This window comes from Burkholderiaceae bacterium DAT-1 (assembly GCA_019084025.1).
GTDB lineage: Bacteria > Pseudomonadota > Gammaproteobacteria > Burkholderiales > Chitinimonadaceae > DAT-1.
The window spans coordinates 385480-401406 of sequence record JAHRBI010000006.1 but is presented as its reverse complement, the minus strand read 5'-3'; the positions used below and the strand labels follow the sequence as shown (position 1 = coordinate 401406).

10 protein-coding genes are annotated in these 15927 nt (G+C 54.2%); 4 read left to right on the top strand and 6 right to left on the bottom strand.

From position 1 onward, the window contains the following. Positions 1–1143 carry a cellulase gene (bcsZ, locus tag KSF73_14925; protein ID MBV1777010.1) on the top strand — a complete coding sequence of 381 codons (1143 nt, stop codon included), beginning with the start codon at positions 1–3 and terminating at the stop codon, positions 1141–1143. Further along, a complete protein-coding gene (locus tag KSF73_14920; protein MBV1777009.1) occupies positions 1110–4847 on the top strand; it encodes a BCSC C-terminal domain-containing protein in 3738 nt (1245 codons plus the stop codon). The genes bcsZ and KSF73_14920 overlap by 34 nt, the downstream gene beginning before the upstream one ends. Before the next feature lie 10 nt (positions 4848–4857). Here KSF73_14920 and cheD read toward each other — a convergent pair whose 3' ends face one another. The 4 genes from cheD to KSF73_14900 form a co-directional block, all read right to left on the bottom strand. Then, the gene (gene cheD / locus KSF73_14915) at positions 4858–5466 is read right to left on the bottom strand and encodes a chemoreceptor glutamine deamidase CheD (GenBank protein MBV1777008.1); all 609 of its coding nucleotides are present in this window, start codon (positions 5464–5466) and stop codon (positions 4858–4860) included. Positions 5467–5552: 86 nt separating this feature from the next. Further along, positions 5553–8276 carry a HAMP domain-containing protein gene (locus tag KSF73_14910; protein MBV1777007.1) on the bottom strand — a complete coding sequence of 908 codons (2724 nt, stop codon included), beginning with the start codon at positions 8274–8276 and terminating at the stop codon, positions 5553–5555. A 39-nt stretch (positions 8277–8315) separates the two neighbouring features. Then, positions 8316–8789 (bottom strand): chemotaxis protein CheW, encoded by a 474-nt coding sequence (locus KSF73_14905; GenBank protein MBV1777006.1) that lies wholly within the window; start codon positions 8787–8789, stop codon positions 8316–8318. A gap of 55 nt (positions 8790–8844) precedes the next feature. Then, positions 8845–9210 carry a response regulator gene (locus KSF73_14900; protein ID MBV1777005.1) on the bottom strand — a complete coding sequence of 122 codons (366 nt, stop codon included), beginning with the start codon at positions 9208–9210 and terminating at the stop codon, positions 8845–8847. A 291-nt stretch (positions 9211–9501) separates the two neighbouring features. Here KSF73_14900 and KSF73_14895 point away from each other — a divergent pair, with 291 nt between their 5' ends. Beyond that, positions 9502–10614 carry a response regulator gene (locus tag KSF73_14895; GenBank protein MBV1777004.1) on the top strand — a complete coding sequence of 371 codons (1113 nt, stop codon included), beginning with the start codon at positions 9502–9504 and terminating at the stop codon, positions 10612–10614. Between the two features lie 93 nt (positions 10615–10707). Here the strand turns inward: KSF73_14895 and KSF73_14890 are convergent, their stop codons facing one another. After that, complete coding sequence (locus tag KSF73_14890; protein MBV1777003.1) at positions 10708–14070, bottom strand: NPCBM/NEW2 domain-containing protein; 3363 nt, start codon at positions 14068–14070, stop codon at positions 10708–10710. A 153-nt stretch (positions 14071–14223) separates the two neighbouring features. Beyond that, the gene (gene hpnC / locus KSF73_14885) at positions 14224–15081 is read right to left on the bottom strand and encodes a squalene synthase HpnC (protein MBV1777002.1); all 858 of its coding nucleotides are present in this window, start codon (positions 15079–15081) and stop codon (positions 14224–14226) included. Between the two features lie 121 nt (positions 15082–15202). Here hpnC and KSF73_14880 point away from each other — a divergent pair, with 121 nt between their 5' ends. Further along, positions 15203–15829, top strand: coding sequence for a YchE family NAAT transporter (locus tag KSF73_14880; GenBank protein ID MBV1777001.1), 627 nt, complete (start codon positions 15203–15205; stop codon positions 15827–15829). Positions 15830–15927: the final 98 nt, after the last annotated feature.

The window sequence follows — 15927 nt, the reverse complement described above, 5'->3', positions numbered from 1 at the left end:
ATGAACTGGCGACGTGCCTGGAAGCAGCTAGCCCTGACTACCTGCGCGGTGTTCGGTGTACAGGGGGCAGAGTGCAGCGAGTGGGCTGGATGGATTCAATATCGTGATGCGCTCATGGAGCCGTCAGGACGCATTGTCGATCCGGGGGATGCTCGCAAAATAACGACCTCGGAAGGTCAGTCATACGGATTGTTCTTCGCGCTGGTGGCAGGAGATCGCAAGTCGTTTGATCTCATTCTCAAATGGACCGAGGACAATCTCTCTCGGGCAGATCTGACCTCCAATTTGCCCGCATGGTTGTGGGGGAAAAAAGACAGCGGCGAGTGGGCGGTGATTGATAGCAATGCTGCGAGTGACGCAGACGTGCTGATCGCCTATACCTTGCTAGAAGCAGGACGACTTTGGCATATCCCGCGATATGAAGCACTGGGTAAATTGCTTGCGCGCCGCATCCTGAAGGATGAGGTCAAAGAGTTGCCTGGACTTGGCCCGGTTCTGCTCCCAGGCCCTGTCGGGTTCGAGTTGAAAGCAGGTGAGCGGTGGAAACTCAATCCGAGTTATCTGCAACCCTCTATCCTGAAGGCACTCGCCGTGCGGCATCCTGGTTCAATTTGGTCGCAAGTGTATCGCAGCAGCGTACGTATCTTGCAGGAAACAGCGACCAAAGGATTTGCGCCTGATTGGGTGGAGTACCGTGCTAAAGAAGGTTTTCAACCCGATGAGAAAGATGGCGTAGAGGGAAGCTATAACGCGATCCGCGTCTACATGTGGGTCGGGTTGATGGACAAGTCGGAGAACGATAGCAAACTACTCGCTAAACGATTTGCCCCCATGGCAGAAGAGGTAAAGCGGCAGGGCGTACCGCCACGCGTGGTGAATGCGCAAACAGGGGCGCTTGTTGATGGCACTGGCCCTGTGGGGTTCTCGGCTGCGGTGATCCCCTTATTGCGCGCACTAGACGAAAAAGAGGCATTGCAGTCTCAGGTTGACCGACTCATTGCACGTCCGCCCGCCCGTGATGCTTACTATGATCATTCCCTTACCTTATTTGGACAAGGGGCGGTTGAAGGACGATTCGCTTTTCAAGCTGATGGATCATTGATAACAGCATGGCAACATTGCAAACCTTCCTTACCCCGATAGCGCTGGTGTTGGTCGCGCCGCAATGGGTCATTGCCGGCGAGATGTCGCCAGAGTCAGTGCTGCGCGAAAGTGCGACGCTTTGGAGCATCAAGGGGCGCGATGATTTGGCGCGTGCCGCATGGGAGAAGTTGCTGACAGCACGTCCGGGCGATATTGGCGCACAGGCCGGCCTCGCCATGATTGAGGCTAGAGCGGGACAGGTGCCGCAAGCCAGTAGCAAGCTGAAACAGCTTGAGCGGATCGCGCCGACAGATGCCAGTGTAATTGCGCTATCACAACTCTTGCGGATTTTAGGACCGGACAAGGCCAAACTTGCACAAGTGAGGCTGATGGCGAGCACTGGGCGAGGTGCTGATGCACTACCCATGCTCAAGTCCCTGTTCCCGGAAGGATTGCCTCCGGGACCACTTTTGCCAGAATACCTGCGTATTCTGGCCAGTGCGCCAACGGCGCGCCAGGAGGCGATGAGCGAATGGCAGGCTTTGGTGCATCGCTACCCGACTGAGCCACTATTCCGCTTGCGATTGGCACAGCTGCAGCTTGATAAGCCTGCGATGCGGATGGAAGCGCTGGCAACGCTAGAGCAATTGGTGAAAGCCGGCAAACTCAAGGATGAGGCGCTTCCGATGTGGCGGAATGGCCTAGTCGCATTGGATTCCTTGCCTGCAAATGTCCGAATGTACGAGTCCTACCTATTTTTCGATCCGAAAGACTCGGTGGTACGCGAAGCACTAGAGAAAGCTACCCGAATCAGTGTAGAAGTCGCGCGCAAGTCGGCTGATCCGGATGAAAGCGCACTCAAAACAGGGATCACTGCCTTGGAGCAGGATGATGCACTCGGTGCCAGGGCTGCGCTGGATAAGGTCAGTGGCAAGCTGCGCGACGATGTACGCTGGATAGGTGCATGGGGACGCCTGATGCTCAAATCGGGTGAACACTCCAAGGCCGCGAGTCAGTTCCTGCGTGCTGCCGCAAAAGATCCCGATAATCAGCGCAAATGGTCTTCACTTGTGGAAACCGCGACATATTGGGGATTGCGCAAGCACGTACGGCAGGCACTCGATGAAGGAAAAGTTGAACGCGCAGAAGCACTGGCGTTTGAGGTTTACAAGGCACGACCAGAGGATGCAAGTTCACGCCTATTGCTCGCCGAGGTTGCGGAGGCGCGCGGACGACTGGAAGAAGCCGAACGCCAGTATGTCGCGGTACTCAAGCAGTCTCCAGATAACCGGGATGCGTGGGTCGGGCGGATTGCACTGGCCTTGCAGACAGGGCGCGACGCAGAAGCGCGGGATTTAATGACACAAGCCATTGCCCGCGATGCATCCATGGAAACCGACCTTGCTTCTGCGCGCGTCACCTTGGAGCGACATGAGGCTGATCGGCTGCTGATGGCAGGCAAAACGCTCGCAGCCCGACACCTGCTTGAGCAGACGCTTGGTCTGGCACCTCGCGACATCTGGCTGCGTTATGATCTGGCGCGGGTATTGCAGCAAAATGAGCAAGCTCAGCTTGCGAGAGAAACCATGCAGGGTGCGCCCGCCGAGGTGATCGCATCGCCCCAGTGGAAGTATGCCTTTGCATTGATTCTGGCAGGTATGGACGAATGGGCAGAGGCGGGTAATGTGCTTGCTGCTGTGCCCGACCGTGATAGAACCCCATCAATTACCCGACTCGTTCGCCGAATTGCGATTCAATCAAGCCTGCAGGAGGCACTGTTGCAGCGCACTGCAGGCCGGACATCTGCCGCCAATCAGCTATTAGTGCAGGCGGAGGCAGATGCCGCGGGTGATCCTGAGAGTCTAACGGATATTGCACGGGCCTGGATGCGTGCGGGCGAGGTAATGCAAGCCCAATCATTGGCTAAGCGGGGGCTGGCACTGGCTCGACCTGATGATGCAGAACGTATTTTGGATCGGGCAGATCTTGCTGCTGTGGCCAATCTGGTTGAGTCACTCGGCGAAGAGTTGAAGTGGCTGGCCGGGAGATCGCTGGAGCGTGCGCAACAGAACCGGCGTCACGTGCTGGAAATCGACTGGGCGCGACAAACCGGCGACACCCTTGTGGCCACGGGAGATGTCGAAGGCGCCATTACGCATTACAAACGCTTGCTAGCGGTATCGCCAGACGAGGGAGTGCTTCAATCTGCTTTGGCTGAAGCATATGAATCAACTGGTGCCGCGGATAAGGCACTGGTATGGGTGCGCCGGCGCCTGGCTGCGGAGCCGGATAATCTTGACCTCAAGCTGGACGAGGTTCGGCTTCTGGGCAAGACGCGTGCGCGACCAGCAGCCATTCAAGCTTTGCATGCTGTGCGGCCGCGCATTCCGCCGGACGATATTGCCATGCGGCTCACACTGGTGCGCAGGATGGTTGGACTGGGTCTGGATCAGGAGGCGGAACGCGAACTGGCATTGATCGCACAATCTGCACCCGAAGATGCGCGCATCGCATTGCAGGCAGGTCAGATGGCACGTAGCAAAGGGCAATATGATGCGGCGCTTGTCCACTTCCAGCAGGCTAGACAAACACCGTCGGCCAAGGCTGATGCCGAGCGGGCAATGGATAGCATCAGCGACCTGACACGTCCCTATCTAAGCTCATCACTGCAAATCAGAAATAAGCCGGGAGATCCCGGTATCTCAAGTATTCACCAGATTGAGACGCCCCTGGAAGTACGTGGACGCTGGAATGCGGGTATCCGCTGGTTTGCCCAGCTTGATCCGATGCGTCTTGATGCGGGCACTTTGCCTGCCGGGAACTATTTTGCTACCTATCGGTATGGCAAGTATGCAGCCACCCTCGATCGGGCTAGCGGCTTGCAGACACCTACCGGCCAGCGGGCACGTGGAACCGCGATTGGAGTAGGTATCGAAGGTGACCAGTATCGACTCGATGCAGGGACGACGCCGCTCGGTTTCCCAGTAGTGGATCTTGTGGGGGGGGCCAAGTTTGGCGGAGATCTGGAAAATGGTAGCTGGTCGATCATCGCTGCCAGACGACCAGTGACATCAAGTTTGCTCTCATTTGCAGGCATTCGCATGCAAGATGGCACGGTAACGGGTGGGGTAAGGCAGTTCGGTCTTGATAGCCGTATCGCCAAAGATGTGGGCGTATGGAGCATGTCTGCATCTCTAGGTGTACACGGGTATTCCGGACGTCATGTCGAAGATAACCATAGTATCGAGACACGTTTCGCAGCCTCACGTCCTGTCTGGCAGAATAATAGCCAGCGAATCGAAGCGGGCGTGGCGATATCTCACTGGCGTTATGCTCAGGATTTAAGTCACTATACATTCGGGCAGGGTGGCTATTACAGTCCACAGCGCTACACCAGCCTGGCATTGCCTGTGGAGTACAGTGGCTATTCTGGCAAATGGGCTTGGGATATACGTGGCTCACTGAGTGAGTCGCGTACCTGGACGAAGGATATGCCTTGGTATCCGACCGATGCAGCACTGCAGGCATCACAAGGTAATCCCGTCTTTCTGGGCGGGGCAGGGGGCGGAGTAGGACGCAGCCTGAATGGGATGCTGGAATTTCGGCCCTGGCCGGGCTGGCGCTGGGGTCTGGAGGGATCAATGGATCATTCAGCAGATTACGCGCCAAACTATGTTGGCCTGTATTTACGGGTTGATCTGGACAAGCCGGTGCAAGCACCCGCAACACCAGAAAAGGTAGTGACACCCTATACCCGTTATTGAATCCGAGGCACTAGAACAGTTCAGCGTCACCGCTAAAGTTGGCATGGCTGAGACGTGTGCCGTACTCGCGCTCGCGCTGAACGATGGTGTCGTTGTGAACCGACTTCAACTTTTTAATCAGAACGCGGCCGGTTTTGGGGAAGTAGTAGACCTTACGCGGGTAGATGTCGTTCAGATCTTCTGCAAGAATGGGAATACGCTCTGCATCCAGATACTGATGCACAAAGTCGGCATTGCGCTCGCCAATATTTGAGACAGTGAAACCGCGTAGTACCTGTCCGCCGCCAAAGATTTTGGCTTCTAGATTACGACGCTCCGCACCCAGTTTAATCAGATGGTTGATCAGCATTTCCATGGCATAGCTGCCAAATCGGCTAGGCAAACCAATTGGATCCATATTGTCCTGACTGGAGTCCGGTAGCATGAAATGATTCATGCCACCGATCCCATGCTTGCGATCACGAATACAGGCTGATACGCAGGAACCTAAAACGGTGACCAGTAACATATCCCGTTGCGTGGCGAAGTATTCGCCTGGCAACAGCTTCACCGCTTCAATTTCGAAGTACTTGTCGTAATAACGGTGAGGTGACAGTACTTCTTCAAATCCCTGGCTCATCTCGTTTTGTATTTCCCGGCTAACTGCCCCTTATCGGGAACAGGATGCATCCAGTTCGGCGGCGGTTGAGCAGATAGTGGAGACCATTAATATTCCTGCCACTCTCCGTCACCATTGGCTGTCAGGCGAGTTGCAACTGGCTTGCCGCGCGATTGTGGCCCTGCAATCCGGCGTGCCATAGGCGCCTGACCATTGCGAACACCCGCCTCAGCGCCAGACTGCCCCGGTAAGCGGAACACAGATACAGATTCAGCGAGGGACGCCGCTTGCTCGGACATGCTCTCTGCAGCTGCCGCCGCTTCCTCAACCTGTGCTGCGTTTTGCTGAGTGTTTTCATCCATATGGCTGACGGCGATATTGACTTGCTCGATACCCGCGCTTTGCTCGGTAGACGCCAGGGAGATTTCGCTGACCAATTGTGCGACATTGCCAATCGATTCGACGATTTCAGTCATTGTTTTACCGGCCTCGTCGACTAGACGCGTACCGGTTTCCACTTTCAGGACGGAATCACCAATGAGTGCCTTAATCTCTTTGGCAGCAGAGGCGCTGCGCTGGGCGAGACTACGCACTTCGCTTGCCACTACTGCAAAGCCGCGACCTTGCTCACCTGCGCGTGCCGCTTCGACGGCTGCGTTGAGTGCCAGGATATTGGTTTGGAAAGCGATTCCATCCACCACGCTGATGATATCGACCACTTTTTTAGCCGATGTATTGATTTCACCCATGGTTTCGACAACCTGCTCGACCACCTGACCGCCACGTTGGGCGACCCTGGCCGAGGTGATGGCTAGCTGGTTGGCTTCCTGCGCATTGGCTGCATTTTGCTTCACCGTACTGGTCAGCTCTTCCATACTGGATGCAGTTTCCTCGAGACTGGCCGCTTGCGATTCTGTTCGCTCGGACAAGCTCTGATTGCCCTTGGCAATATCGCGCGATGCTGCACGTATGGTTTCTACTGCACCCAGAATATTGGAGATCAGATCGTTCAGATTATCGACGGTGCGATTACTGTCGTCTTTCAGCTTGCCAAACAGCCCATCGTAATCGCGCTCGATTTTGTATGTCAGATCGCCCTTGGATAAATGATCCAGAACAGTTGCGACTTCATGCAGGCCATCCGATGCGGTCTGGACAAATTTGTTCAGCTGCTGCGCCAGTTCGAGGAAAAATCCTTCCTTGTTCTCCAGGGACAGGCGTTGATCAAAGTCACCCGCAGCGGCAGCGGCGATGATTGCAGCAACTTCTTCCTGTGCGGCAACCTCGGCGGTGCGGTCTATCCACTGAATCACTGTACCGAGACGGGCACCATGTTCATCAATGACAGGATTCGCGACAACCTGAACCGTCATGGAACCGACCTTCATATTGGCGGTATGTGTGCTTTTCAAATTAGACAAAAGCTGCGACTGGTGCTCCGGGCGTTTGTGAAACTGATCCATATTGGAGCCCAGAATGCCTGTACTCCTGAATTCTGGCAGCACCTGTCGGAATTCGTGTTCCGCACTCGAGAAGAATTCAAGTACAGCCGGATTGGCGTAGATGATGCGTCTTTCACTGTCCGCAATCATCACTGAGGTGGTGACACTATCCAGTGCAATCCGGATACGAGCATTCTCAGACGCACTCTGGCGCTCGCGTTCAATGGTCTCAGCCAGTTGTTTGCGCATGTCGTCCAGTGCACGCAGCAAGCGGGCGGTTTCACTATTGCCGTTTACTACCTGACCATTGCTCTCAAGATTACCGTCGGCAATTTTGCGTGCATGCTGCATGGCGCGCTGAATCGGAGCGGTGATTGAGCGAGCGATAAAAAATGTCAGCAAGGCCAGGATAATGGCTAGACCCGCAAACTGCAGTGCCATGATGCGGACTTCACCGGCGAGTTTTTTATCACGTGCAATCAGGGCTTCATCTAAATGATCCAGTGCGAGCAAATTGTTCTTTTTGAGCGCCTGATAGGGCGGGTCGATCAGCTCGGTGTACTTTTCGCTGACAATACCGGTGGTTGTGCCGTATACGAGTCCGCGTACCAGTTCAGTGATCTTGTTGGAGCCATCCTTGGTACTCTGAACTTCGCCTTTTAATTGCGCGGCAAGAACCGGATTGGCATCCATGATTTTTGTGGAGATATATTCCAATTGCTCAAGGCGCAGCGAAGTGGTAGCGGCGACTTGTTCAAATCGCTCACGCAGCACCGCATCCGACTTGCCCTCTACAATGACCTGCCGGCCAATAGGGCGCATTTGCGCCATCAGATCGCTTAATTGCGGATGCACAGTGGCACCGAGAAATGCGAGGAAATAGCTATCCGTATCTGGATCAAGCGTGATACCGAACGCGTCTGATGTATCTGAAATCAGGTAGCCTATGCGTCCGATCAACTCCGAGTGGCGCTTGACAGCCTCTGGCCGACTGGGTGTGCCGGCCATAAACTGATCCAGCTGCTCGACAGAGGATTGTAAGGTACGAATATTTGTATTGAGTCTGGTATCACTTGCACTGTCCGCAGCTTTGCTGAATTGTGCAATTGCTTGCAAACTTGCATCTTTGGCCTGGCGATAACGTTCCCGTCCATTCGCTGGGTTGTCCAGCAAAGCATTGGCGGCCGCACGCTGTTTGATAAAGGCGTCCTGTATATCCAACGATGCACGAAGCGCGGGTATGCCTAAGCGCTCCTTGGCGGTAAATGTCTGGTCTTCCCGCTTATGCTTGAGTAGTTCCCATGAGGGAATGCTAAGTGTGGCGACTGCAATTAAGGCAATCGTGGCAATACGGGGCAATAAGCCCACGTTCTGGCTCAATGAACGCATGGTTTCCTCCTGCGATACAACCTGGATAGTTTGACTTGATCAGGCCGCGACTTCGTCGAACAACCCCATATCTTCCGCACTCATCATTTTTTCTATGTTAACCAAGATGATCATGCGGTCTTCTACAGTAGCCAAGCCTTCGATGTAATCACTTTGAACAGCAGCCCCGAACTCGGGCGCCGGGCGGCATTGATCACCTGCGATATGCAGTACATCAGAGACGCCATCTACCACGATGCCCACAACGCGATTCTTGACGTTGAGGATGATGACAACCGTGAACTCGTTGTAAACCGGTTCTGGCAGATTGAATTTGAGGCGCAAATCCACAATCGGGACAATGGCTCCCCGTAGATTCACCACACCCTTGATGTGCGTCGGTGCATTTGCGATGCGGGTTACCGCCTCATAGCCTCGGATCTCCTGTACTTTCAGAATATCCAGACCATATTCTTCTTGGCCAAGCGCGAAAATGAGTACTTCTGTGTCTTGGCCGTTTGCTTCATTGCTCATGTCGTGTGTGCTCCATAAACCACCCGAACATCATCCTGTTGCGTGTGCGACAGACTTAGCCGATCAGTCGTTTGACCACATCAAGCAACTTGGTGGGATCAAATGGTTTAACCAGCCAGCCAGTCGCCCCGGCTGCTTTCCCTTTGACCTTCATTTCGTCGCCCGCTTCAGTGGTGAGTACCAGAATGGGCGTGGACTTGTAGTTGGGTAGCGACCGTAGTGAAGTGGTCAGCCCAAAGCCATCCATACCCGGCATATTGATATCGGTCAGTACGAGATCAAATTGCCCACCTTTGGCTGCATTGAGTCCGGCATTGCCGTCATTGGCCTCAGTGACTTGATATCCGGCAGTACGTAACGTAAAACCGACCATCTGGCGGATGGACGGGGAGTCATCCACCGCAAGAATTTTTTTGGCCATCGCGGTCCTCCTGTGGGTTCAGCCCCAGCGGGCGGAAACAATCAAAAAGCGGTTTACTCGCCCTGAGGGCAAGTTCGCGGAAATTTCCGCTCTCTTTATCATGGCTGGCCTATCTGGAATTTCAACCCGATGTGAAAGGAAAGTGCATGGAAAGCGAGATCCACTAAAAAACTGCCGACTTTGCGATGAGCTGCTATTGTTTTTTTATGAGGATCCACGAAGGTGGGCACCACATGACTGAGCCGACCGGCATCCGTAATGTCGTAACAGGCGGAAACAGGAAAGCACACTATGCGCAAAGCCGTTCTGATCGTAGACGATGACATATACGTCTATGCCATTCTGAAGGCCGTGCTGGAGCACGACTTCGAGGTGCGCTATGCCCGCAGCGGCGATGATGCAATGGAAGCCGTGTCCCGGAGTAAGCCCGATGTCGTCCTGCTTGATATTGAAATGAGCGGTATGGACGGCTACGACGTGTGCAGACTGATCAAAGGCGGTAGCGACCCTGAACCACCGTCCGTCATTTTTGTGTCGGCACATAGTGAAGCAGAAGAGCGATTGGCTGCCTATGCCGCGGGCGCAGATGATTTCATTGTTAAACCGTTGAATGTGGAAGAGGTGTATACAAAGGTCGCGCAAACGCTAGAAGCCAGAAATGAGATCGAAACCCTGCGTTTGTCGGCACGAGAAGCACTGGAGACAGCAAAGCATGCGCTGGGTGGTGATGTCGAGAGCCGGGAGCAGGCGCTACGTGCAGTGAGTAAAATCGTAGAAGCGAGCGCCGCAGAGCAGATTGCCCAGGCGATGTTGAACGCTATGTCGAGTGCGGGGCTGGAGGGCGTAGTACAGATCAGAGGTCAAAACGACTTTACCATGAATTCCGCCGGCAAGCGGAGCACGATGGAAGCAGTGCTTCTGCAAGGGCTGTCAGCGCCTGGTACACCTAAAATCTCGACTTACGGGAGCCGCACTTCGATCACGCAGGGATGTGTTTCCCTCATGATAAAAAATATGCCGGAAGACGCGCCAGAACGAAGTGAAGCCATTCAGAGTCAATTCTGTACCATGGTGGACGTAGCCGACTTACGTGCGTCTGCGCTGAATAACGGCCCTCAGGATGATTTGCTGCAGGCGCTGCGAGAGGTTTCCGACGATCTGTTTGTTCAGCTGCAACGACAACAAAGTACGCGTTCCGATGCACTTGCCGATATTCGGGAACACCTGGAAGCCGAGTTGCGGCAAGTGGGCTTTTTGGGCAGTCAGGCACCTGTATTCAATAGCCTGTTACAGCAGTTGCTCACGGTGGAGAAGGGCGACGGCGGCCAGTTACTATTTGGCGCTCGTCAAAAACTGACTACAGCCATCGCGGCACTGACCAGGGAAGCGCCGCCGGCACCATAGCAGCACTATCCTGGCGGCTATTCTGACGGGATCATCATAAAAAACGGGACATTGCTGTCCCGTTTTCATATTGATGAGGCCGTACCTAGCCTATCAGTGTGTACCGATCGAATCGCCTGATAAACCGGTCACCATTGCATTTGCCCAGTTTCCGCATACCTCGGCAGGCTTGCTGCCTTTGGCGCCCAAGGTGCGCAGACTCAACTGGCGAATGCCGCGAATATCCAGCTCGGGTTTAACAACAGCTGGCGCTTTGATCAGGCCGCTGTCATACAGAAGGCGATCATCACCCCACAACTGGAACTGCAAGCCACCTGCATCTCTACACGCGTCATCCACGCCAATATCCGCACGGAAAAGGTGCCAGTTACCCTTAAGCGTATAGTCGATGCGACTGTTGCCGCTGACGCCGAGCCCCTTACGGAATGCCAGGCCATTCATGCGCATGGAGTCGGCACTGGGCTTCCGCGTACCTGGATGATTGAGTGCAACGGATCGAGCACTATTGTCAGCCTTATCCCACTTAGCCTCGGACAAATATTGCTGTTGCTTAGGCTGATTAGGCTGCTGGAACTCCAGAATCTTGAATGTCGAAATAATCACAGACGATATGTCTTGCGGAATAAAGGCATTAAAAGCCTTAGGTGGCGCATCGCTTGCCTCGGCAGCCAGTACCATTGGATCGGAGTTGTTACCTTCAGCATCTTCGTCATGCGTGCTCAGGATACGTACACGCAGCAGACGACCGGCATGCGGCGCAAACTCGATTGTTTTCAGGCTATCCGATAGTGGCACCGTCCCGCGATAGATCGGCTTGCCCCAATCGCCATTATTGTCGCCGAGGTACAGTTCAATGTCTTTCGGCTGACCATAACGCCAGTGCTTGTCTGTGCGCCCGGTGATCTGGATGCCGTCAATCATCCGGCGCTCACCCAGGCTCAGTACAAATTCATGCGGACCGGTCTTGACGGCCAGATCGCGTATGGTTCGGAACCAGGTATCAGGTTTTTCGTCCAGTGCGTTTTCTAGCGGATAGCCGGGTTCCTCTGCCGGTCGATTCACGACACGAATCGAATCACTTGGTACGGTACGACCAAGATCCGGAGCCGCAGGATAGCCTGCGGTGGGTGTGACGACAGCCTGGGTATCTTGCTGAATCAAAAAGGATGTTGACTGGCGGATTGACGCCCTGCTCGTTTTGATGGTCAGGATGCCGTATTTGTCCGTCGCATCAAAGAACCAGCCTGAATCGGCCTGATCCAATTCAGCACGGCTGGCGAGGGCGCGTAGCGCGGTATCACCCAATTGAACCTGACGTGGTGCTGTGCGTGTATGAATCTGCAAAATGGTGCGACGTTCTGCTTCCTGTCCGTCGTAGCTACCCGCAATTGCACCGACTTCAACTCGGATGCCGGCGGCACTATCGGTGAACACACTGACACGTTGCTGGCTGAACTTGCCTGACTGATAGGCGCGGGTATTGCCATCATCTTCATACAAGGTAAACGCGCTGTTTCCCTTGGGATAGATGTCCCATGTCACAGTATCCTTGGGAACCTGACCGTCAAACAGTGCAGTCGGGTACATCGGAATGATGGCGCCTGCGCGTACGAAAACCGGCAGTGTGTCTAGCTTCACTGCGTAATCGAGCAGCTTGCCATGCTTGTCTGCTTCTACGACGCGACCATCGTTGTAGTCGATCCATTCTCCCTCGGGCAGATACACTCCGCGCCGCCATCCACCGCTTGTCGCCTGGCTACGGTAAACGGGGGCAACCAGGAAATCACGACCGAGGAAGAACTGATACTTGTAGTCTTCAGTGTGGGCGTGCGGATCATTGGGATGATCCCACATCAAACCTCGAACAATCGGTGCGCCGGTTTGTTCAGCGTCATGCGCATAGGTGTAGATGTACGGCATCAGACGCATGCGATGCTTGAGAATCTCGCGGTTAATGCTGCGATAGGGTTCATCAAACCACCAGGGATGCTTGCGTTCGGCATTGGACCAGCCTGACATGCCCATCAGTACAGGTGTAAAGGCCTTCCATTGCAGATCGCGCATAAAGGTTTCCGGACTGCCACCAAAAATGCCATCCACATCACCCGTGGCGTAGACCTGACCGGAAAGACCCGAGCCAATCAAGGTCGGAATATGCCAGCGGATGTAATCCCAGCTACCGGTCTGATCACCTGTCCAGGTAATGGCGTAGCGCTGGATGCCTGCCCAGCCCATTACTGTCCACACAAAGGGGCGGGAGTCCGAGTTTTTCAGAATACCGTCGGCGGCCGCCTGATTGGCATCAAGCGCAAATTGGTAGCCTTTCCCTGTCCATGCTACATCCAGTTTTTGAGCGCGCGTGCCTGCCTGACCGACTTCCCATGCAATTTTGTCGACGCCATTCTCAGTCCACAAGCCTGTTTTGAAACCGTAGTCCTGCAGTCCCTTGACCACTTTGGGGAGATCGGTATAACCGCAGCCATAGCCGTCATTGGGCAGAATCCAGCCACCGGGCATGTCGTGCTCACGGTATTTGGCGGCAACGCTCTTGATTACATCAGGCGTGGTGCCCGTTGGACCATCACTCCAGCCGGTTGGCACGGTACCTGGCTTTTTGACATTGTCGCCATCGTTATAACAGTCAGCATCACCGTATTCGTAACCCCAGCGTGGCAGTTTGCCCGCACGTCCGGTCAAATCAGTAAAAGCGGACAGCAGTTTCGCTGGTGTATCGCCCACAAAGTAATAGGCGTCAAAGCGTTCTTCCTGATGTCCCGCGGTCAGGAATTCCTGGGCTCGGAAATCATAGCTGCCATTTGCCCATGTATTGCGCAGTACACCATAACCACGGGTACTGAAGTAGAACGGGGCAGGGCTGGGGCGATCGCCCTCTTCCCAGCCACCGGAGTAGGATACTTCCAGTGATTTACCCTTGAACTCGAACTGACCATTTTGCTGGCCACCGCCAAAAAAGTGTTCAGCAGTGTTGCTGTCCAGTGTTTGTACGGACTCACGCTTGCTGACCTGCAGTGGCTGTACTTCTTGCCAGATCAGCGTAGCGTTATCTGCCTTGTACAGCGCAAATCGGAGCGGCTTGGAATAGATGCGCAGCGCCATGGCATCTGTGCGCAAGAGCTGATAGTCACCCTCGGTGCTCAGGGTATGGTTGATTTTGTCACCATATTGTTTGATGACGATGGGCGCAGCCTTATCACCCGCGCCTGTGAACTGATCGCCAGTACCCGCCTGAATACGGAACATGTCCGGACGCAGGAGATTAATTTGCACATGCATCCCGTTATCAGTGCGGATATCGACTGATTGCGTCGATGCCTCTGCACGTAGTGTCTTCACATTGCCCGCAGTCAGTGCCTGTGCAGGCAAATGCGTCAGGGCGAGCAATGTTGCAGTTGAAATGAATGAGTGGCGAAAACGAACGCGGGATCGTGGGCTCATGTTATTCCGTACGGTCAGGGAGCGTAACCTTCCTGATCCTAAGTGGTGACGATGGCCAGCATCTTAATCACAAACACCATAAATGAATAGTATTTGAAAATGAAAAGAAAAGAAAACGAAAATATTGTTGTTGAAATGCTATTCATCCATGCATCAGTGTCCGCAGGTGTGATGTCGGCGTTTTTCCGGGCCACGTACTGAGCGCCATACAATATTGAGCCAGTCTCGGGGGCGTAATGCTGGACGATGTCGCCACACATCGCCGTGTGACGCATGCAATTTCCGCAAAATGGTATCGCCGCCCAGCACGGTCAGGCGAATTTCCCAGCCGAGACGTCCCGGGAGTGTCAACGCCAGTGGAGACCCCGCTTCCAGCATCTTTTTAGTACGCTCGATCTGAAACTGCATCAAGGGCCAGAATCCGCCAGAGGTATCACCTGCAAACAGTTGCGCCTCACTGACACCGAATCGCGCCAATTCATCCTGTGGCAGGTAAATCCGGCCTTTTTGCAAATCGATGGCAATGTCCTGCCAGAAATTGATGAGCTGCAGCGCGGCGCAGATACCATCCGATTGTGCCAGCTTGCGTGGTTCGGCCTGACCGGCAATGTGTAATACGATCCGGCCCACGGGATTGGCGGAGCGACGGCAGTACTGCATCAGCTCGCCAAAATCTGCGTATCGCTTTTTCACGACGTCCTGACTGAATGCATCCAGCAGGTCGATGAACAACTGAACGGGAACCTGATAGGCCTCAATCACTTCATGCTGCAAATCCCGAAATAAGGCAGTTTCGGGTGGCGTTCCGTTTGAAATCCGCTGTAGTTCATCCCTGTAAGCTTGTAGTTGCGCAAGCCTGTCCTCATCGCTGGCAACACCTTCGTCAGCAAAGTCGTCTGCACTGCGAGCGAACTTGTACACGATACTGATAGGACGGCGCATCTTGCGAGGTAGCAAGATAGATGCAACCGGAAAGTTTTCGTAATGATCAATGGCGTATTCAGTATTCATGGTCGATGATTATAGCGATTGGGACTGAACAAAGTCTGGTACTTTGATACAACGCAGGAACAGCCAGATATAGAACGGCTATGATGCGCCCTTTGTTTTACTTTTGCTGGTTGCTGCTGCCATGGATGCACTTAAAACTTTCATTTCATTGCTTGTGCTGATTAATCCACTCGGCAATATCCCGATGTTCATTAGCCTGACTGCCAATCAGACACACAAAGAGCGGCGCAAGACTGCGCGCATTGCCTCTATTGCGGTGATGATGGTGATTATTGTGTCAGGTTTTCTGGGCGACTGGATCATTCGCTTTTTCGGCATCAGTATTCCGTCATTTCAGGTGGGGGGCGGCATTTTGATCCTGCTGGTGTCGATATCGATGCTGAATGCGCAAATCGGCAATGCCCGCCAGACCAATGAGGAAAAGGTGGAGGCAGAGCACAAGGCCAATATCGCAGTCGTCCCATTGGCGATTCCGATGCTGGCAGGGCCGGGCGCCATGAGTGCAGTGATCATCTACGCGCAACGCATCCAGCATTGGTACGAATATCTCTACCTCATCGCCGGTGCTACCGGTATTGGCATCCTGATCTGGCTGGCGCTGAGTCTGGCAGATCCGATTTCGCGCGCAGTCGGCCAAACCGGTATCAATATTGCCACACGTATCATGGGTCTGCTTTTGTCAGCGATTTCTGTTGAATTCATGGTCAACGGGCTTATCCAGCTGATTCCTGCTTTGGGTCGCAGCTAACGGTATGTGCTGAAACCGAACTGACATGGATTGTGTGCCGTACATTTGCGTATACTGTGGCCGTCGCGCCTAATTCGCTTTTGTGTGCCGGTACACGC